25 protein-coding genes are annotated in these 25,454 nt (G+C 34.0%); 9 read left to right on the top strand and 16 right to left on the bottom strand.

Going from position 1 to position 25,454, the window contains the following annotated elements; translation table 11 throughout:
* Position 1 precedes the first annotated feature (1 nt).
* Positions 2–994, bottom strand: a complete 993-nt coding sequence (locus tag H6622_12990; GenBank protein MCB9062430.1) for a glycosyltransferase family 2 protein — start codon at positions 992–994, stop codon at positions 2–4.
* An 85-nt stretch (positions 995–1,079) separates the two neighbouring features.
* On the opposite strand from H6622_12990, the gene H6622_12985 reads away from it, so the two are divergent.
* A complete protein-coding gene (locus tag H6622_12985) occupies positions 1,080–1,832 on the top strand; it encodes a class I SAM-dependent methyltransferase (protein MCB9062429.1) in 753 nt (250 codons plus the stop codon).
* Here the strand turns inward: H6622_12985 and H6622_12980 are convergent.
* Positions 1,829–2,761 carry a hypothetical protein gene (locus H6622_12980; protein ID MCB9062428.1) on the bottom strand — a complete coding sequence of 311 codons (933 nt, stop codon included), beginning with the start codon at positions 2,759–2,761 and terminating at the stop codon, positions 1,829–1,831. The genes H6622_12985 and H6622_12980 overlap by 4 nt on opposite strands.
* A 62-nt stretch (positions 2,762–2,823) precedes the next feature.
* Between H6622_12980 and H6622_12975 the strand changes: the two genes are divergently transcribed.
* Positions 2,824–4,080, top strand: coding sequence for a methyltransferase domain-containing protein (locus H6622_12975; protein MCB9062427.1), 1,257 nt, complete (start codon positions 2,824–2,826; stop codon positions 4,078–4,080).
* Here H6622_12975 and rfbD read toward each other — a convergent pair.
* From rfbD to H6622_12935, 8 genes are read right to left on the bottom strand one after another with little or no spacing between them, the layout of a single operon-like run.
* Positions 4,045–4,887 (bottom strand): dTDP-4-dehydrorhamnose reductase, encoded by an 843-nt coding sequence (rfbD, locus tag H6622_12970; GenBank protein MCB9062426.1) that lies wholly within the window; start codon positions 4,885–4,887, stop codon positions 4,045–4,047. The two genes, H6622_12975 and rfbD, sit on opposite strands and share 36 nt — an antisense overlap.
* A 10-nt stretch (positions 4,888–4,897) precedes the next feature.
* Positions 4,898–6,445 carry a hypothetical protein gene (locus H6622_12965; protein MCB9062425.1) on the bottom strand — a complete coding sequence of 516 codons (1,548 nt, stop codon included), beginning with the start codon at positions 6,443–6,445 and terminating at the stop codon, positions 4,898–4,900.
* A 2-nt stretch (positions 6,446–6,447) separates the two neighbouring features.
* Complete coding sequence (locus H6622_12960; protein ID MCB9062424.1) at positions 6,448–8,121, bottom strand: ABC transporter ATP-binding protein; 1,674 nt, start codon at positions 8,119–8,121, stop codon at positions 6,448–6,450.
* Positions 8,122–8,150: 29 nt separating this feature from the next.
* On the bottom strand, positions 8,151–9,320 hold the full coding sequence (locus tag H6622_12955) for an FAD-dependent oxidoreductase (protein ID MCB9062423.1): 1,170 nt from the start codon (positions 9,318–9,320) through the stop codon (positions 8,151–8,153).
* A 15-nt stretch (positions 9,321–9,335) separates the two neighbouring features.
* Positions 9,336–9,983, bottom strand: coding sequence for an SIS domain-containing protein (locus H6622_12950; protein ID MCB9062422.1), 648 nt, complete (start codon positions 9,981–9,983; stop codon positions 9,336–9,338).
* 51 nt (positions 9,984–10,034) lie between these two features.
* A complete protein-coding gene (locus H6622_12945) occupies positions 10,035–10,271 on the bottom strand; it encodes a hypothetical protein (protein MCB9062421.1) in 237 nt (78 codons plus the stop codon).
* Between the two features lie 42 nt (positions 10,272–10,313).
* The gene (locus H6622_12940) at positions 10,314–11,069 is read right to left on the bottom strand and encodes an ATP-binding protein (GenBank protein MCB9062420.1); all 756 of its coding nucleotides are present in this window, start codon (positions 11,067–11,069) and stop codon (positions 10,314–10,316) included.
* On the bottom strand, positions 11,066–12,328 hold the full coding sequence (locus H6622_12935; protein ID MCB9062419.1) for an IS21 family transposase: 1,263 nt from the start codon (positions 12,326–12,328) through the stop codon (positions 11,066–11,068). Before H6622_12935 ends, H6622_12940 begins: the two co-directional genes overlap by 4 nt.
* 190 nt (positions 12,329–12,518) lie before the next feature.
* Here H6622_12935 and H6622_12930 point away from each other — a divergent pair, with 190 nt between their 5' ends.
* The 3 genes from H6622_12930 to H6622_12920 all read left to right on the top strand — a co-directional run bounded on the left by H6622_12930 (position 12,519) and on the right by H6622_12920 (position 16,064).
* Positions 12,519–13,658 (top strand): radical SAM protein, encoded by a 1,140-nt coding sequence (locus tag H6622_12930; GenBank protein ID MCB9062418.1) that lies wholly within the window; start codon positions 12,519–12,521, stop codon positions 13,656–13,658.
* A gap of 100 nt (positions 13,659–13,758) precedes the next feature.
* Entirely contained in the window at positions 13,759–15,072 is a 1,314-nt protein-coding gene (locus H6622_12925) for a nucleotide sugar dehydrogenase (protein MCB9062417.1), read from the top strand.
* Positions 15,069–16,064 (top strand): SDR family NAD(P)-dependent oxidoreductase, encoded by a 996-nt coding sequence (locus H6622_12920; GenBank protein ID MCB9062416.1) that lies wholly within the window; start codon positions 15,069–15,071, stop codon positions 16,062–16,064. The genes H6622_12925 and H6622_12920 overlap by 4 nt, the downstream gene beginning before the upstream one ends.
* Here the strand turns inward: H6622_12920 and H6622_12915 are convergent.
* The 3 genes from H6622_12915 to H6622_12905 all read right to left on the bottom strand — a co-directional run bounded on the left by H6622_12915 (position 16,061) and on the right by H6622_12905 (position 19,256).
* Positions 16,061–16,927: a methyltransferase domain-containing protein gene (locus H6622_12915; GenBank protein MCB9062415.1), complete on the bottom strand. Its 867-nt coding sequence runs from the start codon at positions 16,925–16,927 to the stop codon at positions 16,061–16,063. The genes H6622_12920 and H6622_12915 overlap by 4 nt on opposite strands.
* Positions 16,928–16,999: 72 nt before the next feature.
* Entirely contained in the window at positions 17,000–18,307 is a 1,308-nt protein-coding gene (locus H6622_12910; protein MCB9062414.1) for a DegT/DnrJ/EryC1/StrS family aminotransferase, read from the bottom strand.
* Positions 18,300–19,256, bottom strand: a complete 957-nt coding sequence (locus tag H6622_12905) for a Gfo/Idh/MocA family oxidoreductase (GenBank protein MCB9062413.1) — start codon at positions 19,254–19,256, stop codon at positions 18,300–18,302. Before H6622_12905 ends, H6622_12910 begins: the two co-directional genes overlap by 8 nt.
* Before the next feature lie 111 nt (positions 19,257–19,367).
* On the opposite strand from H6622_12905, the gene pseF reads away from it, so the two are divergent.
* Genes pseF through H6622_12890 form a run of 3 tightly spaced genes read left to right on the top strand, consistent with a single transcriptional unit; the run spans position 19,368 to position 21,966 of the window.
* Positions 19,368–20,060 carry a pseudaminic acid cytidylyltransferase gene (gene pseF / locus H6622_12900; GenBank protein MCB9062412.1) on the top strand — a complete coding sequence of 231 codons (693 nt, stop codon included), beginning with the start codon at positions 19,368–19,370 and terminating at the stop codon, positions 20,058–20,060.
* A complete protein-coding gene (locus H6622_12895; GenBank protein ID MCB9062411.1) occupies positions 20,057–21,247 on the top strand; it encodes an ATP-grasp domain-containing protein in 1,191 nt (396 codons plus the stop codon). Before pseF ends, H6622_12895 begins: the two co-directional genes overlap by 4 nt.
* A 14-nt stretch (positions 21,248–21,261) precedes the next feature.
* The gene (locus H6622_12890) at positions 21,262–21,966 is read left to right on the top strand and encodes an RraA family protein (protein ID MCB9062410.1); all 705 of its coding nucleotides are present in this window, start codon (positions 21,262–21,264) and stop codon (positions 21,964–21,966) included.
* Here the strand turns inward: H6622_12890 and H6622_12885 are convergent.
* Positions 21,963–22,781, bottom strand: a complete 819-nt coding sequence (locus H6622_12885; GenBank protein MCB9062409.1) for a phytanoyl-CoA dioxygenase family protein — start codon at positions 22,779–22,781, stop codon at positions 21,963–21,965. The two genes, H6622_12890 and H6622_12885, sit on opposite strands and share 4 nt — an antisense overlap.
* Before the next feature lie 71 nt (positions 22,782–22,852).
* Here H6622_12885 and H6622_12880 point away from each other — a divergent pair, with 71 nt between their 5' ends.
* Positions 22,853–23,728 carry a hypothetical protein gene (locus H6622_12880; GenBank protein ID MCB9062408.1) on the top strand — a complete coding sequence of 292 codons (876 nt, stop codon included), beginning with the start codon at positions 22,853–22,855 and terminating at the stop codon, positions 23,726–23,728.
* Here H6622_12880 and H6622_12875 read toward each other — a convergent pair.
* Together H6622_12875 and H6622_12870 are read right to left on the bottom strand one after the other, a co-directional pair.
* Positions 23,709–24,554, bottom strand: a complete 846-nt coding sequence (locus H6622_12875; GenBank protein MCB9062407.1) for a hypothetical protein — start codon at positions 24,552–24,554, stop codon at positions 23,709–23,711. The two genes, H6622_12880 and H6622_12875, sit on opposite strands and share 20 nt — an antisense overlap.
* A 201-nt stretch (positions 24,555–24,755) precedes the next feature.
* The gene (locus tag H6622_12870) at positions 24,756–25,385 is read right to left on the bottom strand and encodes a hypothetical protein (GenBank protein ID MCB9062406.1); all 630 of its coding nucleotides are present in this window, start codon (positions 25,383–25,385) and stop codon (positions 24,756–24,758) included.
* Positions 25,386–25,454 lie beyond the last annotated feature (69 nt).

Here is a 25,454-nt window from a genome sequence, read left to right as displayed (position 1 = left end):
ACTATTTTTTAAAGTATCTCCAGACATTTTGAAGTATATGATGTGGTAAAATCGAATGGATGAAGACCCTTGGTTTTTTGAGATTGTTTATCTTAATATCTCCCAAAAGCATATTTTTAATTTTTGGTAATGTGTTTATAGATGGGTAATAGATATGATATATCCATATATAATAATAGATTGACCAGATAGAGAGTTTTATTTTTTCTAAAATTTTAAGCTTTGGACATGTCCAAATCATTTTTTGAAAGTCTATTTCACTCACTGAATAAGGAAAAAATTGAGCGATAATTGGATTTATCCCCATTACTTTTGAAAGTTTTTTCACGCTTTTTGAGGCACCTCCCCAGCGTTTATAAAAAAGAGTCTCATTGATTGTTTCAACTGGCCCGTTTAACAATAATTCGGCAATAAAATTATGATCACCAGCGATGAATGTTTGATATGGCCTAATATTTCTTAGGGCCTCAATTTTATAGACCCCTTTAAACAAACCTCCAATATGATCTCCAGAATGCAGGCATCGACGATATTTTTTGAACGACTCTTCTGGAGAATTACCTAGAGTATTGAGGCCAGGATCAACTCTGTGAACGATTTTTTCTCCCTTAATTTCTGAAAATGACTCGGTGACTGTTGCGGCCAGTACAAGTTCAGGTTTTTCTTCAAGGAGATGAATACATTTTTCTAAAAAATCAGGTTCCCAAAGATCATCATCATCTCCACACATAAAATATTTTCCCTGGGCCAGTGAAACCAGATAATTAAAATTTCCGCAAAGTCCTTTATTTTCTTTATTAAAATAGTATTTGATGCGTTGATCTTTTTTTGCAAATTCTTCAATGATTTGTCTGCTCTTGTCAGTTGAATTATCATCAGCAATGATGAGTTCAAAATTTTGGTAGGTTTGCGCTAAGAGCGAGTTTAATGACGACGCAAGGTGTTTTTCACTATTATAAACTCCTACTCCAATTGTAACTAGCTTTTGATTCATCCCTTTCCTTTGTGTATAATCCCAAACAAATAACCGAGATTGTAGCACAAACAAGTTAGAAAATTGAGATAATGGAGAGAATTTGATGGAAAAGAAAATACTTACAAGAGAAGAATTTGAAGCAATGCGACTAGAAAAAGCACAGCAGATGCAAACAGACAAAGATCTCCTCAAAAAAGCTCAAGAAGTACAATTTAAGGCCAGTCAAAAGTATTATTGGACTCATCAGAGTACTTGGTTTGGTGAGCCTACGATACAGTTTGGCCAGGACATTATGGCCCTGCAAGAGATCATTTTTAAATCAAGGCCAGACTATATTTTAGAAATTGGTGTGTGCTGGGGTGGCTCTTTATTGTTCTATTCAACTCTGATGGAAGTTTTGGGTGGAAAAAAAATTATAGGGATAGATATATTTATTCCAGATGATTTGAAGGAACGTTTACTCTCTCATGGGAAGCTTTCGGAACGGATTGAACTTCTGACGGGTTCTTCAACAGATCAAAAGACTTTAGAAAAAGTTAAAGAAATCATCGGTGATAGTAAAAAAGTTATGATTGTGCTTGATTCTAATCACATACATGAACATGTTTTAGAAGAACTAAAACTTTATGAACCTTTGATGAAAGAGGGGCAGTATTTAGTGTGTGCAGACACTATTTTAGAGTACGAGCCAGAAAACAAAGACAGGCCACGACCCTGGGGGCCTGGTAACAGTCCAAAGTCTGCGTTGGATGAATTTTTGAAAACGACAGATCGTTTTGAAAATGACCGTGAATTAGAAAATAAACTTCTTTTTACCTGTACTCCAACTGGTTATTTAAGATGTATTAAAAATTAAAGTAAGAACTCAGCGATTGTTTTTGTTTCTGAGGTGTGGACGTTTGTGAGCTTTAAGTTTTTAATCACTTGAAGTTTTTCAGCGTCTTTCAAATAATCCAGTTCACCGTTTAGATTGCGTGATTCCCTGAATTTTGGAGAAAAGATTTTAACTTCTTCTATTTTATTTTCTATAAAGTGAAAAATGTCTTTGCGAACAAAGTAAGCATTATTTCCGTTAGAATTTGTTCCGACAAAAACGTAACCTTTTTCATGAGAAAGATGAATGAGTGATTGAATAGATGCCCCAAAATAAAGATTTGAATAATGTGCTTGTGTTCTATAAAAATCTTCTTTGTATGGAGTACTCAGAGGCAATTCACTTCCCCAAGTTCCATTATATTCACAAACAACAATCCTGGGAGAAAGACTATGGATGGACTCCCAGATCCAGTAATCATTTCCATCAATATCAATTGACAGTAGACCAATGTCCTCACATGGGGAATTTTCTTTTAAAAGATTGTCGATATTTTCTTTTGTTAAAAAATGGCACAGCGCTATGATATCATGCTGCCAATAGATTGGATCATTTTTAATAAAATCTATATAATCTTGATTGCCATCTAGGATAAGTCCACTCCAGTTATTATTTTTAAGTAAAAATCTTGTATTTGACTCAATATAATGTTGGACACCAAATTCTATAAAAAATTCATTCGCAATGGGGAGTTGTTCAATGAGCCATTGAATGATTCCGTCATCACCCCACTGGGAAAAAACCTTAAATTCCGATTGAGATAAGTCTGTTAGTTTTGAAATATTTTTGTTCTGTTTAGAGATTAATGCTCCGATTAGCTGCATCTGCTCTTGGTGACAATGCATTATTTTACGTTCCAATGCGTTAAACCCAACTATTTTACGAAACATGTTAGTCATCTTATTTTTCATAAACTCACCCAATTATTTTTTTAAACTATAGCATCTGTGATGGTATAACATCAATCTTAGACATTAAGAGGGGGAAGAACTTGAAAGATTTATCCAGAAGAGATAACTGCCGGCTATGTAAGAGTACTGATTTACAAAAAGTGCTGCAATTGCGCCCTACTCCTCCTGCCAATGAATTACTAGGGCCTGAGACACAAAATGACTCCCCTGATTACTTCCCTCTTGATATTTATTTTTGCAATCATTGTAAACATGTTCAGCTACTAGATATTGTTAATCCGAATCGATTATTTGCTCATTATGTTTATATGTCTGGAGTATCAAAAGTTTTTCAAAAACACTTTAAGGATTATGCTGAAATAACGTTGAGTGATTATAAAATTATAAATGGATTTGCAGTAGATATCGGTAGCAATGACGGCACTTTACTTTCATTTGTAAAAGAACTTGGCAATAAAGTTTTAGGAGTTGATCCGGCAATAGAAGTTTCAAAAAGTGCCTTGGAAAAAGGTGTTCCTACGATTAATGCTTTCTTTGACACTGAATTGGCCCATTCGATTGTTCAAAAAGAAGGAAAAGCTTCTATCATTTATGCAAACAATGTGTTTGCTCATATCGATTCTCTTGAAGAAATCGTTCAGGGCGTGAATATTTTATTGGACGATGAGGGTGTCTTTTGTTTTGAGGTATCCTATTTAGGCGATGTGCTTACAAAGACACTTTTTGATACTATTTATCATGAGCATTTAAGTTATCATTCAGTGGGGCCTCTTGTTCATTTTTTCAAACAATTAAAAATGAAGCTCATTGATGTTCAGGGCGTTGATACGCATGGTGGTTCGATCAGGGTTACCGCTGCAAAAGACAGCTCAACACACAAAATCAAACAAAGTGTATCTGACTATATAAAACAAGAAGAAGAGCTTGGTCTCTATGATCCAAAAACATTTTTGAATTTTGGAAAAGACATTGAAGATAAGGGACAAAAGCTTAAAGAGTTACTCTTGAAGCTAAAAGCAGAAGGAAAAACAATTGCTGGTTTCGGATACCCGGCCAAGGCAACGACTTTGCTTCATCATTTTAATATTGGTAGTGATTATCTAGAATATATCATTGATGACACCCCTCTCAAACAAGGCAAGCTAACTCCTGGATTTAAATTTGAGGTAAAATCGCGAGATATTCTTAAAGAAAAAAGACCGGATTATTTGCTCATTCTGGCCTGGAATTTTTCTCGTGAAATTCAAAAAGGACTTGGAGATTTTACAAGTCAAGGAGGCAAACTAATTGTTCCCCTGCCAAATGTTGAGCAACTTTAGAGATGTTTCCCAATTGGGAATTTTATAATTAAAATGAGTTTCTAATTTGTTTACAGACATGGCCGTATTTTTTGGTCTTGGTGCCTTTAGTTTGAATTCACTCGTTTTTATAGGGCGAACCACCGTTTCAGAATGAGAAAACTCTTTTATTTTTTGAGCAAATTCGTACCACGAAATTTTTCCGTGATTACAAAAATGGAAAACCTCTACACCATTGGGTGTATAATTCTTCTCAATTATAAACTTGATAAATTTGGCAAGATCGTGCGCATTTGTAGGCGATCCTATTTGATCGTCCACGATGGTTAAGTCATTAGTTTCTTTTAATTTGTTGTAAATTGTTCTTACAAAATTCTTCCCATAAAGAGAATAGAGCCAAGAGGTTCTAAGAATTATTGATTTATCCTGTAATTTATTTTCACCAGCTAATTTACTCTGGCCATAGATGTTTATTGGTTCACAAACGTCTTCTTCGCTATAAGCTTCACTCTTTTCACCATTAAAGACATAGTCCGTTGAAATTTGGATAAGTGTGGTCTTGTATTTGTTGCAAATTTCAGCAATTTTTTTGACAGCATAAGCATTTAGTTCAAAGGCCTGAGCTTTTTGATCTTGAGCAGCTTCAACATTTGTAAAAGCTGCTGTATTGATAAAATATTTTGGTTTGTAGATTTCAAAGGCATTCTTTAGAGAATCAATATTGGTAATATCAAGCTTTTCTTTTGACAGAAATATTGCCTTTTGATCATCCAGCTCATCTTTCAAACATTGGGCCAGTTGTCCATTTCCGCCAGAAATGAGTATCATATTGCTTCCTTTAGCGAAGAGAATAGTTTTCTTTATCAATAAATGCAGTGAGCTCTGCTAGTTTAAGTTCATCTTCTTGAGGTCTGTAGATTTCACAGAAATAGGAGTAGACGTTGGAAGAATTCATTTTTCTAACTCCTCCGGCAACCTTGACCATTTGCGCATAATCTCCCCACAGCCAGGAGTTTGTTTTCGAGTAGTGTTTGAGATAGTAAAATGAAAGTACTTCCTCTCGCTCGATGTTTAATTTACAATTCTCTAGGTTTAATAAGATTTTCTCATATTCTTGTATGGACTTTGGGTGAATATTGAAATTAAAAGCGACATGTGGATTATTTAAAGAAGCATTAATCACAGGGATATTAAAATACGCGTACTCAAACCCTACTGTTCCATATACCGAAAGGACAAAGTTTACTCCGCTACTAATGATTTCATAATGCGAAGTGTTTGAAGGAATGAGCTTGAGTTTAGGATATTTTGCAATAAACTCATCGATAATTTCCGTATTTCCAGGCAAAAAATCGGGATGGGTTTTCATGACCCATTCGTAATCAGTTTTTTTTGAAATTTCACCTAAAAAATTTAACCATTCATAAAAATCTGTGAACAGATTGTATCCATAGGCATGAGGACTATCAAAAAAACAATGAAGAGGGATAAATATTTTGATTTTATCAGTGAAGAACACTTTATTCTTACCTTTGCCTTCTCCCCAAGCGCTTTTAGTGGAATAGGCCATATCAACACCGACTTCTCCATTAAATCTTTGATTTAATCTTTTTTGGGCCCAATCTAGACCATTTTTTAGTTTTTCCTCTCCTATGCTTTTGAGACGTTCTTTAAAATCTAAAAACTCTAAATTAGAAACAAGTCTTTCATTATTTAATTTGTGAACATTATTTCCATTGGCCTGATATACTGAAATTTCTTTTTTAAGAGCAATGCGAATAATTGTCGCAAAATGAGAGTAAACGGCATGACTAACGATAATTTTTTTTACATTATTTTGACTTAAATATTCTTTCCAAAATAAATAGTAATAAATACATTTTCTAAATTCTAGTTCTAATTTTTCTGAGTTTAGAATGACGGTTGGTTTGCTATGTGTTCGAAGATACGAGTCATATACCAAATCTCCAAGTAATATTTCATCGACAAGAAGTGTTTCAAGTTCTTCTTTAGTTTTAATTTTTGTAAAATATTTTTTTACATAGGCCTCAATTTTGGGATTGCTTAAATCAGTTGGATAAACATACAAAAACTCATCAACACCCATATAAGTTAGAATCTTTCTAAATTTAAAAGTCAAAACTTTAGTCTTTAAGCTCTCACTCATTAATAAGTAGGAAACTATACGAAATGAATTTTTTTTAGCAAAGGCCATCAATAAATAGTAAAATGAAATCAAATTATCTGGTGTAGGATTAGCTTCAATCAGAATCAACTCATCACTGTTTTGGCCTAATTTCTTTTTTGTTTTTAATATTTTTACAAATTTACGTTCATGTTTATCTAAGAAGACTGAGCTCAAAAGAATTCGTATTTTTTTTATCATTTTCATTTATCTAAAAATAAGTGTTTAGTCCCGAATTGAGACAGGTTCTTCTTATGGGTAACAATAACAACCCCGATATCATTGTATTTATCAAGAATATTTTGCATCACTTGTGTTTCAGTTTCTTGATCTAAATTAGCAGTGGCCTCATCTAAGATTAAGAACTTTGGATGCCTAAGAACTGCTCTGGCCAAAGAGAGTCTTTGTTTTTGTCCTGTAGAAAGAGCAGCTGTTTCATTTAGAGGTTGATCCAATTTTTCATCAAGTTCATTCACAAAATCGAAGGCCTTGGCCATTCTAAGGGCGTCCCATAGTTGCTCATCAGTCAAAGAATTGATGTTGGGATGTCCGTAAATAAGATTTTCTTTTATTGTACCTTCAAACAAAAAGGGCTCAGGCCCAACATAAGCTAAACCTTTGAGAACTGAGAGATTATTTCCAACGTATTCTTTATCATTAAGTGTAATTTCCCCCTTTATGGGAGTATTAACACCTAAGAGCAGAGAAACAATTGTGCTTTTTCCAGAACCAGATTCTCCCTGGATAACAACTTTATCACCTTTAGAGATTTCAAGATTGAGATCTTTTATAAGTGGGACTTCTTCATCATAGGAAAAGGAAACATTAGTCAATTTGAATTCGATAACTTTATCGTTGAAAGCAGTATCATTAGTTTGATTATTTTCAACCTGTTCTTCGAGAGTTTTAATTCCTTTATCTATTTCTCTGAGTTGTTTAATATTTGTTTTATTTAATTTAAGTTCACTTAGAGCTGTTGATAGTTCACTTCCACTTTGTGAAATTCTTAGGAAGATATAGAGAAAAGGAATAATATTACCCACCGGAGTATTAAAAACATTTATACTTAGGTAAGTAAGGACAGTAATAATAATCACTCCATAAAAGCTTGGCAGAGTGTTTTTGATAGATGAAAAGAAATAATACCGTTTGTATTGATTTTGATAAAACTCAATATCATTTTTAAGAATATTAACTTGATTACCCACCAGGCCATGTGCTTTGAGAAAGTAGTGATGTTTCATTCCTATGAGTAAGTTTTTTGTGGTTTGTTGCCAGTATTCATTGAGTAATCTTCCTGATTTAACAATGATATTGCTAAAACCTTTACTGGGAAAAACAAAAATAAAAAGAGAAATCATTCCTAAAATCATTTCTTTGGGGGCCAGTTTCAAAGCAAGTATACCTAAAAGAAAAATATTAACTGATGTGATGATAAGAGTTACACAGATGAGGATCACAGAACCCACTCTGGATAAAACTTCAGAATACACAGATAAAATGGTGTGAGACGATAAGATTCCAGCTTTTTCCAATGCATACTGGGCCAGTCTTTTTCTCTTGCTTCCCAAAAAGGCCTGATTGGCCATACCGCCAATAAAAGATCTTGCCGCTATTGCAAGAGCTCTTAATGCACCAATGACACCAAAAGCAACCAAAGCATAGGGTTGTTTTTGCGGATACCAATTAGGTAACATGACTGTATCTATTTTTAGTAAGTCTAGAGAGATAAAAAAACCTTGAAGTGCAATGATAAAAAGATATTCAAAAGCAAAAACCATCAGTCCTGTGAATACTGAAATAATCACAAGTCTAAAGACTTCTGCTCCGACTAACTCTAATGTTTCATGGTAGAGTGTTTTGAACTTATTTATCACAGAAAATCCTCTCACCGAGCACAAGAATCCTATAATTTTGAGTTCATTCTAACTGGATGAACAGCTTTTTCAACTCTTTGACCAGTTTCAATCATCTCCATTACGTCCCATGATTGTTCAATACAGTCATCAATATCGACAAGATACTTGTAGCTCCCTGCTCTACCGATAGAGAAAACTCCTTCAGGCATGAGATCAAAATACTTTTGAGCTTTTTCTTGTTCAGACAAAATGGGAAGTGGATAGTAACGCCCATTTGTTGAAGGCATCTCTATCCCTAAAAGAGTGTGGGGAGATTTATGTTTTGTAAATTTTTTGTATTCTACAATTCTTGTGAATTTTTCATCGCCACCATAGTATAGGAAATAAACATCTTTCGGGAAGGCCTCTTCAATGGGAAGAACTATTTTATGAACTTCTCGTCCAATATAAGGTAGTTCACCATAGCAGTTTTCAAATAAGATATCAGGAGAAATCGTGTTAATGATATAATCGTACTGATGATCTTCTCCATTGAATCGAACTTTTTTATTAGGAATATCAAACGCAGAGATATGGGTGTTGAGAAGAACTTTTGTGCCCTCAGTTGCTATTTTAAAATAGGGATCATAACCATCAAAACCATAAGGATATGCGGAAATTGCAATATCCCATGCGGCCCTTGGTCCTTCTTTCAGGGCCACACCTTTTTCTGACCATTTAAACTCGTCAAATACGGTATTGGTTTCTTGTAGCCACATTTTGCGAGTATATTTGTCTACCATCTTGTAATAGAGAGTTTCTCCAACAGAGGCAATCCAGTATTCTTCTAAGTTTTTTGCGGCCTTAATTCCTTCTACTGTTTTGCGAGAAAGCTCATTTTTAATTTTATCTTTTTCTGGCATCCGATCAATATCGTCCACATGGATTGGAAAATTGTAAAAGTTTTCATCTTCGTGAATATATGTGAGAAAGATATGTTCTCCACATCGACGAAGAGGGACATATTTATCAAGGAAATTAAAAACTTTTTCATTTTGTGTGAGAAAGTGTCTAGGCCCAAAAGTGTGTGGATGTCCACCATAGATGAGGTTTCTGCAGCCTCCTCCTAAAAAGGGAGCTCCTTCAACCAAAGTGACATCATAACCACCTTTCAAATTAAGTTGATGTGCTGAAGAGCAACCTGCAAATCCACCACCAATAATTAAAACTTTTTTCATACTCTTTTCCTAAATCTAAAATTTGATATTTTCTACCTGACAATCAGTTTGCAAATTTTTAAGTCTCGCAAACTGTGCAAGTGTGTGCATAAGTGATTGATGAAGATCTTCAGTGATGCCGTAGTTTTCAACCTTTGTATGAATGCTTAGATCGGCAATATCTTTCCCTTTGCCACCACTAAAACCGCAAAATAAGACTGTTTTAGCTTCTTTTTTCTTGGCCGTTTCCAAAGCTCTAAGGATATTTTCAGAATTTCCTGAAGAAGAAATTGCAAGTAACATATCTCCTTGAGAGACATCTCTTTGGACTTGGTAGTTAAAAACTTCATCATAGGAAATGTCATTGGCCAGTGCGGTCATGAGTGGAAGATCAGTGCTTAGACTTCTCACTTTGGGCATAAGCCCGGTGTCTGTGGCCAGACCTTTGTAAAAGTCGCATTTTAAATGATTTGAGATGGCGCATGATCCGCCATTTCCGATTGAAAATATTGTCTTTCCTTGATCGATAACTTCACATACAAGTGCAAAAAGTTTGTTAAGATCTTCTTCTTTGATTTGCGATGCCACATGGCGCAATGTTTCTATATACCCGTTAAAATTGGAACTAAACGTCTCAAAATTTTTATCAATGGGAAATTTCATCAACTGGCCTTTTACTTTCATTGGGTCTCATTGCAGGCGATATCATATGAAAACTAAAAATAAAGATCAAGCTTAATACAAGTCTGAATACTTTTCGAGAAAATGTCGCCCTGCTCGCGTTGGACTTTGATAACAAAAATGTCCTTCATTTAGTAGTGACTTAAATCTACTCTGCGCATCATCTTCTTTTTTTGTGTAACAAACTGAATTGTTCATAACTTCATACAATTCATAGGCCAACTCAAGTACCTCATCTTCACTATTATCTACAACAGTGAGTTTTGTCAATTTTAATTGAAAATTCCCCATTTATTTCATTTGAAAATTCCCCACTACTAAGTAAAAAATATATTAATTTCTTTTTAATTGATCTTTTCTGTCCTTTAATCGATAGCTTTCACCTTTAACATTCACAACTGTACAGTGATGTAAAAGTCTATCTAAAACAGCAGATGCAATTACATTGTCTCCAAAAATACTACCCCATTCAGAAAAGCTTTTATTAGAGGTTAATATTATTGAATGCTTTTCATATCGTTTTGATATTAATTGAAAAAACAGATTTGCCCCTTGTTTATCAAATGGTAGATAGCCTACTTCATCGATAATTAGAACTTTGTACTTGGTTAATGTTTTTAGTTTCGTTGCTAAATTATTTTCAAACTGTGATCTATTAAGTGCTGTGATCAATTCGTGGCAATTCATATAGTAACAACTATATTTGTTTCTAACGGCATCCATTCCGAGAGCTATTGATAAATGAGTTTTTCCAACACCTGGTGGCCCTAGTAGTATTACGTTCTCTCCATTTTCTACAAAACGCATTGTCCTCAGTTCATTTATGGTTTTTACATCAATAGAAGGTTGATAATTAAAATCAAATTGTTCAAATGTTTTCCGATAAGGGAATCCCGCAACATTTGTTCTCATTTTAAGCGATTTTTCATCCTTGTGACATCTTTCTTCATTCACTAGATAATCTAATGCTTCTGTTATTGATGCTTGCTCTTTTACTGCTCGTTCTAGATAATTATCTAAAATTTCAGAAATTTTTGTCAGCTTTAATGCCTCTAAATTTTGATTAAGTCTTTCATAGGAAAAGTTCATTGTAATACTCCTTGATAAAAATTTAAGTCTCTTTCTTCAACATTGATATTTAAATCGACGCCAGAAACAGTATGAATCTCATTATTAGTTTTTTTGCTTTCTTTAATTTTTGGGCGATAACCAGAACCATATCGTTTTTCTGCAAGTCCATCTAAATGTTCCGGGTTAGTTATATAAATAGTTCCTAATTCGTTTATGGTATGTTCAGCAATAATTTTTTCTCGATAATAAACAATTATATTTTCTTCACTCAATTTTATTGCGACTTCTTTGTTTACGTATTGATAGGGAACTGAATATTTTTTTGAAAATAAATTAAAATGAGAATCAATAAAAACTTTTCGATAATATATTTTTGATAGATCAAAATATTTATTTTCAACTGTTATTAAGTTTTCATGCTTTAATCTATCAAATGGTTTTTCTTTTATTGTTGAATGAACCTGATTATTAACTTCATTTAACCAGTCTAAGGCCTTACTGTTGAGGTCCTTCAGTGATTTAAATGTTTCCCCATCAAAAAATGAAGTTCGAACATATTTAACAGTGTTTTCAACTTTTCCTTTGGTATTAGGTTTATAAGGGCGTGCTAAAATTGGATTAAAACCATAATAACCAGCAAACTCCATAAATCTTTTATTAAACTCTGAATCTGTGACCCTAAAAGCTCTTCTAATCACAACTGATTTTAAATTATCGTAAAGAATGTCTTTTGTATGTCCACCAAAATATTCAAAAGATTTATTATGGCCCATTAAAAAATTTTCAGTATTGTCGCCATCAAAAAAATGAATAAATTTTGTTCTCGAAAAACCTAGTACAATCACGAAACAACATAATCGAACATCTTTTTTTAAATCCTGATCATATAATTTTCCGAAGTATCCCCAATCAACTTGGGCCTGCTCTCCCGGTAAAGTTTCAAATAAGAGAACTGCTTTTGCCCGATGTTTGTCCTTAATTGTTTTTACATACTTACTAACAATTACATATTCACCGGAATATCCTTGTTGTTTGATTTCTTTGAATAGTTTTTTAGCTGTTAAATTATATTTTTGAAGTCTACCGTCAATATAGGTTTTATAGTCATCTAATTTTGAGGCTGATTTTTTTCTACTATATCCTTGTGGAGGTGTTTCACTATTTAGTAATTTTCGTACAGTCTTTCTGTCAAAATTAAGATTTCTAGATATCTCTGATATATTCAATCCATTATTTTTTAGATTTCTGATCATTCCCCAAACCTTTACACTTAACATTTATTCCTCCATGAAAATTGTTAGTGTTTACATTGTACACTGCTATGCGTGGGGAATTTTCAAATGTAATTTTTGGGGATTATTCAATTAAAATTTACACAAAGTCATTTCTTGATTTTTGGTTGTAATACTATGTTCAGAAAGTTAAAAAGGATACTTATAATGAATATTATCAAGTCGAGGAAGACAAATGAACAATGTAGAGCACGAACTACTCAAGCAAGACAAAGATAGAGCACAGTTTTTAAAAGAAAAAATTGATTTGCCTTTACCTATCCCTGCAGGTGGCTGGGAACACTATAACAGTGAGCGTGAAGCGTGTTTGAAAACAAACGAAAAACGTAAGATAAATTTTGAAAAATACCAAAGTTCAAATCGTAGTGAAGTCTTAGATTATTTGCCAATTAAAATGGATATTGAGAATGTAAGTCGGTGCAATTTCAGATGCACAATGTGTCAAGTTAGTGAATGGAAAAATGGCCGTCGAGCAAAGGACATGAGTTTTAGTGACTATAAGAAATTTATGGATGAGCAATATGGAATCGTTGAAATAAAAATCCAAGGGATGGGCGAGCCGACTTTTGGCGGAGATGAATATTACGAAATGATTAAGTATGCACGAGCTGAGCGCATTTGGGTAAGAACTGTGACAAATGCTTCCACTCTCCATATGCATGATAATTATAAAAAACTTATCGATAGTGGGGCGAATGAAATCCAGATTTCTATTGATGGAGCAACTAAGCAAACCTTCGAGTCGATACGACGCAATTCAAATTTCGAAAAGGTTGTTGAGAATTGTAAACTCATTAATGAATATGCCGCAAAGCAAGGACGCCCCTATACGAAGATGTGGACATGTGTGCAAAAGGGTAATAACCACGAATTAGAACAACTGGTTGATCTTGGCGCGCAGATGAATTTCCCTTGTATGGTTTTTTCTATTGATCTCACCGATTGGGGACAAGAAGAGTGGAATGAGAAAAATAGCAGTTCAATTATTTCTGAATTTGACCAAGAAAGAGGCCTATCATTATTGCAACGAGGTAAAGAAAAAGGCATTGATGTTTATTTCTGGTACGTAACCTCCAAATATTCTACAAAAAAAGATCTGGGAAAAAGATGTGCTTGGCCCTTTGAGCGGGCCTATATTTCATCTGACATGAAGATTGTTCCCTGTTGTATGCTTGGGAATCCTGATACTCATAATTTGGGTGACGTAGGTGAAAGCTTTACTCAACAATGGAACAGTAAAGTTTACCAAGAATTTAGAAGGGCGCATCTTACAGGAGAAATTCCTTCTGTTTGTAAGGGATGTTATCAGGAATAAGCAATTATTTTGCTATGTGCCTTAGCTTGTAAAATGAGTGGCCTAATGATAATTTAGGCACGTTTAGATGTCCTCAAAATCTATTAAGGAGTCCCGTAAAATGACTACAAAAGTAGCAATTCTAGGATTTGGATATATTGGTTCTGTAATTGGCGCAGTACTTGCTGACAGAGGTTGCGATGTTGTAGGTATAGAACAAAATCCTTTTATTATTGATAAAGTTTCAAAGGGTGAGTCACCATTTAGTGAACCCAAACTAGAAAAACTGATAAAGGAAAATGTTGCAAATAAAAGACTAAGAATTTCAAATGATCCTTCAGTAGTTAAGGATGTTAATATTGTTGTTATCACTGTGGGAACTCCACTTTCGGAAGATTTTACGCCAGATCTTACCCAGATTAAAGGTGCAACAGAAAGTATTGCCCCTTATATTCAAGATGGGCAAGTTATTACATTAAAAAGCACAGTTCCTCCTAGAACAACAGAGGATATTGTTGCACCATTACTGTCACACAAAAAAGTTCATATTGCTTTCTCTCCAGAACGTTTAGCTGAAGGAAAGGCCGTAGATGAACTTCTTTCAATCCCAATTGTAGTTGGTGGAGTGGATGAAGAGAGTACAAAAGTCGTCACTAAATTTTGGCAAGAAACAATTGATGTAAAAGTTATTGAAGTAGAAAACTCGCGTACAGCTGAGATGGTCAAGCTTGCAGATAATTGGTGGATAGATCTCAATATTGCAATGGCCCATGATTTAGCGAAACTTTGTGACAAAGAAAAAATTGATGTTATGGATGTTATTATTGCCGCTAATTCACTTCAAAAAGGCATGCATCATGTGAATATTTTATTCCCTTCAGTTGGTGTCGGTGGATATTGTCTTACAAAGGATCCTTGGTTTGTCCACAAGCTTGGCCATCAGCATGGACTAGAACTAGAAACACCAAAATTGTCGAGATTAATAAATGATGAAATGCCACTCTATTCTGCCAAAAAAATTGAACAATACTTTCTAGATCAAGGAAGTAAACCAGAAGAAACCAAACTTGCAATCATGGGTATTGCATTCAAGAACAATACTGGTGATTGTAGGTTTTCTCCAGTTAAGGGAACAATTGATTATCTTCAAAAACAGGGATTTCAAATATCAATTTGCGATCCCTTAGTGCATGAACATGATGCGAAAATGGTCACTGATCTACCTATAAGTAATTCAATTGAAGAAACTCTAAAAGATGCGAAAGGAGTACTCTTTTTGGCCGCTCATGATCAATTGAAAGACATTTCTCCTCGACAACTTGCAGATTCACTTGGAAGTGGTGGACTTGTTTTTGATGGACGAATTTTTTATTCAAAAGAAATTATAAAATCTCTTAGAGAACATGGACTTACTTATATGGGAGTTGGAAGATGAGTAAAAAATACCTTGTTACAGGTGCAGCAGGATTTATTGGAAGTCACCTTGTTGAAGAACTTCTTGAAAAAGGTAACTTTGTTAGAGTGCTCGATTATCTTCCACTTGAGAATACTAGAAATCTAGACCTAGTAAAAAACCATCAAAATTTTGAGTATGTTCAAGGCGATATTCGAAATAAAAAAGATATCGAAAAATTTTATGACAAGGATGCTGATGCTCTATTTCATCTGGCATCTATTGTTGGTATAAAGCACTACTTGAGTAAACCTCTAGACCTAATTGATATCTCAGTTTTAGGGACTAAAAATTTATTAGAAGTTGCCCTTAAAGATAATATGCGTTTTATTTTCAGCTCTACAAGTGAAGTATTTGGAAAAAATCCTAATATTCCGTGGAAAGAAACAGATGATAGAGTTTTAGGTCACACATCCAAAGACAGATGGTGCTATAGTACGAGTAAAGCAACATGTGAACATATGCTTTATGGCCTATTTCACGCAAATCAATTTCCTATGTCAATTGTACGTTTTTTCAATGCTTATGGGCCTAAGCAAAATCCGATTTTTGTTGTTTCTCAATCTGTACAAAGGGCCATAAATGGCCAAAACCCCTATTGCTATGATGGAGGGTTGCAAACAAGATGTTTTACTTATGTAAAAGATATAATCCAGGGACTTATTAAAGTTGTTGAGAGTGAGAGGGCCATTGGTGAAGACTTCAATTTAGGTCGACCTGTTGAAAACACGATGAAAGAAGTGATCGAGCTCATTTTGAAAAAAGTTGGAAATGAATCATTAAGTATGGAAGATTTTCAAACGGATAAAAGGCTTGGTGAAACTTATGAAGATATTCAAAGAAGAGTTCCAAGTGTGGAAAAAGCAAAAGAACTTTTGAATTGGGAAGCGACGACAACATTAGATCAAGGGATTGATGAAATCATCCAATGGGCCAAGAAAAATCCATGGTGGACAAATATTAAAAATAACTAATATTTCCCAAGATATTTGAGTGTCCCAAAATTATTGAGATAGTACCTATAGACAGCTTGTAAAAGTTGGTAAATCTTTTTTGTGAAGAGATTATTTCTCAAAATGGATTTAAGAGATTTAGATCTCTTACCAACTTGAGAAGTTTGATGGGAATATTCATCTTCCCATTGTGAAACATAACCACTTTGTTGTGGGATTTGTCCCATCACACTTTCTGTCTTTTTGGTTCCACTAAAAAAAATGGCCACGGTCTTATTACATTTAAATGTCCTTCTTAATCCCATTGCTCCTGCTCTATATGAATAAACTTTTTTAACTACTTTCTGAGGTGATTTAGTTCCATCGAAGAAAATTAATTTTGTGTCATTTATCTGATATTTATTTGCGCAATAATAGTCTAAAAAAAATGTAGGAGAATACATATAAAAACTATGGTCAAAATTATTTGAAGAAGGGTTAATGTGGATTATTCTCCCGCCTTCTTTTAACATAAGATGAATATTTTTTAATACTTGAATTTGATCAAACACATGTTCCATAGTTCCATCATCAACAATGTAATCATATTTATTATGATACTGTTCAGGAACAGGATTATTAAGGTCATGGGTCCAAGTGCATTTTTCAAAATCTGAATAATCGACTGACTCCACATTTTTAAAACCAATCTTTTTAAGAACATACTCGTCGTCTAAAAATCCCTGATTTGATAGTTGTGAAATATGTGAAAGTTTTGGTTCAATGCTCACATTGTTTTGAATCCCGTGACGATTGAGAATATTTTTTAATTCATGATCATTAAAATATGCAAATTGTCTTCCCAGTGTCAGAATGGAATCAAATTTTCCATTGTACGATTTCATGTCTTCAATTAATAAATTAATACAACATCGTGTAAACGCCACAATCAGGCCCTTTGTTAATTAAAATCTAAACTACAATTGTTCCAAGTTTTCGGCAACTTTAATAAAAGCATTACATACGTCGTCTAAATCTTCTTTAGACATACCTGGTCTCATTAGTTCATGAGAAATAAGTTTATTGAAATGCAAATCTTCAGTAATAGGACAAATTCCACGTTCATAGTTCATAGGATTTTTGTTAAGAGGTGATTCAAAGGGATAGTTTGCCTTTCCAAAAGCAATTTTTTTCTGATACACACTCTGTAAATAAAGAGGTTTAACGTATCCTTCACCAATTAAAACTCCTTCGGTCTCTCTCTTTTCACAAGGCATCAGCTCTGCTCTTACGGCCTGAACAAATTGAGATCTTGTTTTGTTATTAGCTTTTGCTGAATCAAATTTCATTGGATGAGCATAATAAACATGTGTTGCATGTTCTCGTACCTTAGGCATTGTTAAAAAATCTATTTTTTTCAATTTTTCTTCCATGTATTGAACATTTTCAAGGCGCATATTGATTAGACTTGGAAGTTTTTTAAGAAGGCTTCTTCCAATAGCGGCCTCAATTTCAGGCATTCTTAAATTCATCCCGATCATATTTGTGAGGTCACCATCATATTTCATGCCGTCAACAACGGCTTCAGCATGATTCCTGATAAGTCTACACCTCATGGCCAAGTCATCATTATCTGTAACGATCATTCCACCTTCACCTGTGTGAATATGCTTATGATAATTCAAAGAAAAAATTCCAATGTCTCCTAAATTTCCTGCAAATTTATTTCTAAATTTTGCATAGGGAGCTTGCGCCGTATCCTCAATTATCATTAAATTATATTGTTTTTTAATGCGATTGAGTTCATCAAAATCGCTGGGCTGGCCAAATATATCAACAGCAATAATAGCTTTCGTATTTGGTGTAATTTTGCTCTCAATACTTTTAGGACTTATACAAAAACAATCATCTTCTACATCAGCAAAGACTGGTGTGGCCCCATAAAAAAGAGGAGCAGATGCAGATATAGACATCGAATAACCTGTGACTATAACTTCATCTCCTGGGCCCAAACCTATCGCTCCAAGTGCACAAATAATTCCACTTGTATTCGAATTAACTGAAACACAGTGAATAGATTCAAATAACTCTCCCCATTCTTTTTCAAAGGCCTGAACTTGAGGCCCTCCAAAGAAATCTTCGTGCCAACAACCAAGGTACTTAGAAAGAATACCAGATTTGACAACATTATATGCGGCCTGTGCTTCTTCCTCTCCTAAAACAAAATATCCTGGGAAAAGTTTGTTACGAACTTTTGATCCACCATGAATTGCTAACTTAGTCATTTTTTCCACCTAAATATTCTTGAATTAATTTATGTATAAATGATTCCACCGTGTAGGCCAAATCTAAACTACATTTTACTTGTTGCTTATTTTTAATATGTTCTAATCCACTTGAAATGTAATGTAAAAGTGAGTGAGTCAATTGACCTGAATATGTTTTCTCGGTCGCTAAGTTTGAATATCCTGCAAATCGTTCACTAGGTTTTAAAGTACTTTTTGACACTTGGTAACCAAGATCACAGAAGGATACTTTTGCTTTTTCAAAATAAAATTCATAATCAAAAACAAAATGACTTCTCGCATCCATTCCCATTAAATAGACATTGCTGCAATTTTCAAATGATAGCCAACAATCAATGGTCGGATCTTTTTCAGAATAATCAAATTTTCCAGATAATATTTTATAATCAATTGGCAATCCTAAAAGTTCAAAAAGTAGTGCGATACTGTGACAGCCAGAATTTAGAATGCCTTTGCAATATTTGAAATTTACATTGAGAAGTTTGCCATATTTACTTTCTCTCATTTCATTTTTAAGTATTTCTATTTCAGGATCAAAGTTTCTTGCATAATTTACGGAAATGGGAGTAGAGATATCCCTTAATTTTTCATACTCAGATAGACTCGCAACAAGCGGCTTTTCACAAAAAATTATTTTTATATTTTTATTTGAAAGAATTTCTATATATTCCAAATGACTTTCTGTGGGTGTACAAATACTCACAATATCAGGACAAAATTTTTCAATTGCCAAATGGAATTGATCAAAACCTACAACTTTCCAAAGGTCACATGCCTTTTTGAGCGCCTTGCTATCGGTATCAAAAATAGCAAATTCAGAAATTTCGTTTAAATGTTTATAAACTGCAGCATGGGAATAAAAACTATTCCCTAAGCTCTCCCCATTAAGAGCTCCCATTTTGCCGCTACCAATTATTAGGCCTTTCAAATTTCCTCCAATGTCGAGTCATTATATGTTTAATTACTTAATTAATCGCTTTATATTTTCACTTCAAGCTAATATTTGTTATATTTAATTCATTTTTTTAAAGGTTGCGTTATGAAGAAAAAAGTATTGGCCATCATTACGGCCAGAGGTGGAAGCAAGAGAATTCCTCGCAAAAATATTCGCTTATTTTTGGGCCGTCCATTAATCGAATACTCAATAGATGCTGCACTCAAAAGTAAAATTTTTTCTCGAGTTATTGTAAGCACTGACGATAATGAAATAGCTGAAATATCAAAAAAAGCTGGAGCTGAAATTCCTTTTATGAGAACGAGTAAAAACTCCGATGATTTTGCAACGACTGTAGATGTTGTTAAAGAGGTCCTGGATGGTCTTGAAGGCATGGGTGAATATTATGAACATATATGCTGTCTATATCCTACAGCACCATTTATAACGCCAAAAAAACTAATCGAATCCTATGAACTCTTACAAAATGAAAACACAGATACCGTTATCCCTATAACTTCTTTTTCTTTTCCTATTCAAAGATCTTTTAAAATAGAGAATAACTATCTAAATTGGGCCTGGCCTGAATATATGTCTACAAGATCACAAGACCTAGAAAAATTTTATCATGATGCTGGCCAGTTTTACTGGTTTAAAAATGAGCATTTCCAAAAGACTGGTAAAATTTTTTCAGAGAGAACAACTCCCTATATACTTGAGGGCAATGAAGTACAGGATATTGACGATCTCGTTGACTGGAAAATTGCGGAAGCTAAATACAAGGCCTTTATCGAATGAAAAAAAGTATCATTTTTATTACTGCTGGAAAATGGCAAAAATGTGCTATTGAGATGGCCAAGGAAATGGGTCTGTATGTTATCGCCATAGATGCAAACCCAACTGCTGAGGGTTTTTCAATAGCGAACAAAAAGATTATTTGTTCACTTGAAAACACTGATGAAATTATCTCCGAAATTGAAAAGACTGGTACTCAAGTATTAGGGGCCCTGAGTATTTGCTCTGAGGCAGGTATGATTTTGACAGGGAAATTAAGGGATCACTTTCAACTTCCTTGTGCGGGTTATGAAGTCACTCTAAAATTAATGAATAAAAAACTCCAACGTGCAGCTCTTGAAAAATTTAATTTGAATCGACTGAAGTGGAAATCTTTTGAGAATCCTGATGAGGCAAAAAAATATATTTGTGAACAATCAATTGATCTTATTATTAAACCAGTTGACTCCAGTGGAAGTCGAGGGGTTACCAAAGTAAACTATTTAACAACTGACCTTGATGAAATCATCCAAAGGGCCTTTGATTTTTCTAACACCAAAGAAGTTATCGTCGAAGAATTTATTCCTGGAGATGAACATACGGTTGAAACTTTCACTCTTGGTGGAGTGACTCAACTTCTATGTTTAACAAAAAAGAAAAAGTTAGATTTAAATGGAAAAATGGTGGCCTATGAACTAGCAACGATTCAATATGAAGATCATTTGATGGAAAAAGTTTCTTCTTTTATATCTAAGGCCTTCGAATCTCTTGGATATACCGACGGTCCAGGACACAGTGAGATAATAATAAATAATAATGAAATTTGGATAGTAGAACTCTCTGGCCGAGGGGGAGGTTTTAAAGTTTTCGAAGAATTTGTCCCTAAGGTTTCAGGTTTTGATATTGTAGAGAGTACAATTCTTCAGTCTATTGGTGAAAAAGTCATATTAGATCTTTCAAATCGGCAACAGGGAATTCTTAGTTTTTTTCCATCTCACAAGGGCGTAGTTAAAGAAGTCATAGGATTTGAAAAGGCCAGAGAGTTGCCAGGTGTGTTTTGTGCTTCATTTGTCAATGTAGGTGAAAAAGTAAATGACGTTAACGGGGATGGCGATAGACTAGGATATGTATTGAGCGTTGACTCTGACATTCAAAAGGCCTACTCTAAACTGGCGCAGGCACAAGAGTTAATATATTTTAAAATCGATTGAATCTGAGGATTTTTATGGAAACAAGAGAAAATATTATCAAGTACATTCGAAGAAACCGAGTATCAACAACTGAAGTCGCTGACGCTCTTGGTAAGAATGGGGTTTTACCAGATATCTTCCCGATCAACTCAGGGCACCACGAGGTGGGAAAAGTGCGCTGCGTGTTTACTGCCAACGAATCCAATTATGCCGTGCATGAACAAATCCGACATATCGAAGAAGGTGAAATTGTCATCATCTTTACTCATAATTGTGAAGGTAGAGCAATCATTGGAGATCTTGTTTCAAAATATATTTTGCTTTATCAGGGAGCAAAAGCACTCGTTGTAGATGGAAAAGTACGTGATTTGAGTGGTATCAGACGTGAAGGATTTAAAGTTTGGTCCAATGGAACAACTCCTTTAGGTTGTTTCAATAAAAAAGTCGATTCATTTCCAGAAGATAAAAGACAAGAAATTGCAACAAAATATGATGGGGCCATTGCTGTATGTGATGAAGGTGGAGTAGTACTTATTGAAAATCGCCTGATTACAGAAAATACACTAGAAAGATTGAAACGAATTGAAATGCAGGAAGATATTTGGTTTTTCTGTTTGGACACACTTGGTTGGGATACAAAGCAAATTGTTTGTGATAAGGAATACCTTCAACGCCCTGAAATGTTCTCTTCAGTTCAGATTGAAAATCTAGAGGAGCTTAGTAAGCCCCTCGATCCTTAGTGTAGAGGTAGACTATAGTCCCCACGAGGTTTAATTGGAGAAGAAGTTCTAGCACTGATTCTAGTGAATTCATCTTTTGGTGGAACAGAGCTAAATCCCAAAAGTTCTCTTTGTTCTTCTGTGGCAGCTTCATAGATATCTAGCGGAGTGTTTTCATAAAAATCGAAGGCCTGTTTCACAAACCAGCGAGTATATGTTAGAAGAATGGACCATCTGCTGTCTTGAGTATTATTTTGACAGCCACCATGCCATACAGAGGCGTCATACATTAAAACTGATCCTTTTTTTAGAGGCAATTGAATTTCTTCATCGTATTTTTTACCATTTTCAGGGTAGCCAGTGAAACGATGACTTCCTGGTATTAGTCTCGTTGTGCCGTTTGCAATTGTCATATCCTCTAAGGCGACAACGGCAATGGCGGTTAAGGTATAGGTACTGGCCGGGAAATACGAATCATTGTGAAGTTGTTGATGCCCTCTACCTGGCAGAGGAGATCTGGCCGTGATTTGTCTTAAGTGTATGGGATAGGTATCACAGTAGGAACCTTCAGAAAGAACTGGTCTTACAACTTCTAGAACTTCTTTAATATTGGTGAGGTTTAAAAACTCTGGATCCTTATTATGAACATTATAAATGAGTTTATCATCTAAATATGTATTAAGTTTATGTTCTTGATTCACGCTTTTAATGTAGTGTTTAGAGCATTTTTCAAATGTTTCTTCTAATTTTTTAACATACATATCGCACACATCAGAAGTTAAAGCATTTTCAACAACTGTATATCCTACAGTTTTAATTTCATCAATTGCACTCATTCTTAAACCTTTTTTTAAAGTTTGTTTTCCATTTACATTTGATAGATCTCTGTGACAGTATCAGGGATAATATGTCTACGTCAAATTCAAAGAAAATTGCTTTCTTTATATCTCATGGTAAGAACATTGGAAATGGCCATCTCTCACGCTGTACACAGTTGTGTAATGTTTTAGCAAGTAGAGGTCATTGTCCTTCTATCATTCTCGAGGATGAAGATGCAACTATAGAAAATCACTATATTCAAAATATGCAACGCGACTTCGACATTATTGTTCATGACAGTAACCATGACTTAAGTCATTTTTTCTCAAACTCTTGTCCTTACAAAATTGGATTAGATTATAGTGGAAATTATCAAAATGAATTTCACTCTCTCATATTTCTCTACGATCATAATCCCAAGTTAAGACAATCTTTTACAGGCCATAAATTTGAGGGAATTGAATTTGCTATAATTAATAAAAATGTAAAAAAACTCTCGGAATACATCAAAAAAAAATGTTTTCATAAACTTTCAATTGCTATTGGTGGTTATTCGACGGTTTCTCTCCTAAAAAGCACATTGCAAAAAATAAATGTTGATCTTTTTGATACCATAACCCTTTATTCTCTCAATCGTGAAATATTAACTTTAGAAAATGATTTCAAAGGTATAACATTCATGATTGGAAAAAGTCTTGATGAAAATTTTTTCAATGCTTCACATATAATATGCAATGCGGGAACAACTGTTCTTGAATCTCTCTATTTAGGGCATAAACCATTTGTAGTTCCTCAAACTGAACATGAACGTAATTTTTCAAACTATTTAGTTCATTCAGACTACTGTTATCATTTTGAAACTCAGTACTCAAAATTATCTCATGAGTTTCCGTTAATTTCACCACCATTGTTAGATGGATTGGGAGATGAGAGAATTTGCAATATTATTTTGGGCAATTTTTGAAGGTGAAAAATTCTGTGGGCATACTTTCAATCAAATGAATCAAATTTTTCTCTATCGCATCTTCACCATTTTCAGCGATCAGCTGGTGTTTATGTTCTGATTTTAAGAGTTCATGAGGGTGACAGATCAGAACTATGGGATAGTCTGGTCTTATAGATAAAATATCGTCTACCATTTGAAAGAAATATTTTTCTTTAAAAGCAATATTTAAATATCTCAAAGGACGTTCAATTTGATCATAATCGGTTCGACATAAAAAAGTCGACATTGGAAAATGGGTCAGATCATTTTTCGAAAAGGCCCTATTATCAAATTCTGAATAATCCCATATATTGTTTTCGTCTTTTCGTCCTGGAAGTATACTTGAGTCGAATTTTATCTTATATTTTTTCAGAAGTTCATCGCAATTTTGGGGCCTGTATAAATCACCAAATCTAATCGTTTGAATATTTCTATTTTTAATCTTCTCAAGAATCTGTTCAAGTTGCTTATTCGCTTCATTTTGATTAGTTTGGAGTTTCCAATTTTCATTTTCTTTTATGACGAGATGAGGGTGAAGTGCGAATTCATCTAACTTATCTGTTAATATATTTTCTAGCTGATGAAACCAATAATCCAATTCTCCAAAGGAATCTATTACTTGATTATCACATCTTACAAACCAAGTGACTGGTATAGAAATATTAAATTTATCTTCAATTCTCATTCTTACATTTTTTAAAGTTTTTATCCCTGGAAGCACACAGCTCCAATCGATTTTGCTCTGCCCCTCAGTGGGCCTTGAATAAAAGTTGTGGTCTAGGTCAATTGTTAAAATTATTTTCATATATATGGCCAGGTATCTTCAATGTTTTGAAAAATCCTATCAGAATGCCAAATAAGGGTCAATGAAGATATAGGTTTCATAATTTTCGGAAAGAGTGTTCGACCTCCAATTTAGCAAGTCTATTTAAATTTAGAGAGAAGGCCCAATTGAAAAGGGCCCTCATGAGTAAGAGTATTTATGAATAGGAGCGATTCTAATTAATTAGTTTATGGGTAATTCACCAAACCTTTTTACCCATTCTTCAACAATTGGGGAATCTAAAACATCTGGTCTATCAGTGAAAATCTTCTGTAGAAGATCTACACTAGGCTGGAAGTACGAGTCGGCCTCTTTAACACCAAGTTTAGTTGATATTAATATACTCGCTAGTATGTTGTCATTTAGCCATATATATTTGAATTCTTCGACTTTTTCACCAAACAATCTCACCATCTCATGCTGTGTTTCTTCAATCATATCTAAGGCAGTCGCTTTGTTAACCCCTAATTTCTCAGCTAAAATATCACTATGGTCGACCAACAGTCTTAAATTTGCTAGAAAGTTTGTTCCAGCATTTCTCGGTTCACTGAAATATGAATTATTTGCAAGCAAACGGTAAGATTTAATCCCTCGAATAGGGTAATCAAACTTATCTTTTACTAAGTATAGAGCAACTCCAATCCGTAATTGTCCATCCGATTCAATTTGTTCACTTAAGGGAATAAGTACATTTCTAAAACTATTTCTTTTGTTTATCACTTTTATGAAATCATTAATCTTAGAAATTACCGATGTGTATCCACTTTGACTCGAAATTAAAATAAAAAAGCAAATTAAGATTTTTTTTAACATATATTACTCCGTACAATTTTTGCGCACATATTAATTGATTTCAGGTTTTTAAACAATCTCTTTGAACAC

Source organism: Halobacteriovoraceae bacterium (assembly GCA_020635115.1).
GTDB lineage: Bacteria > Bdellovibrionota > Bacteriovoracia > Bacteriovoracales > Bacteriovoracaceae > JACKAK01.
Note: the sequence above shows the minus strand (reverse complement) of the source record. Positions and strands in the feature narration are given on the sequence as shown.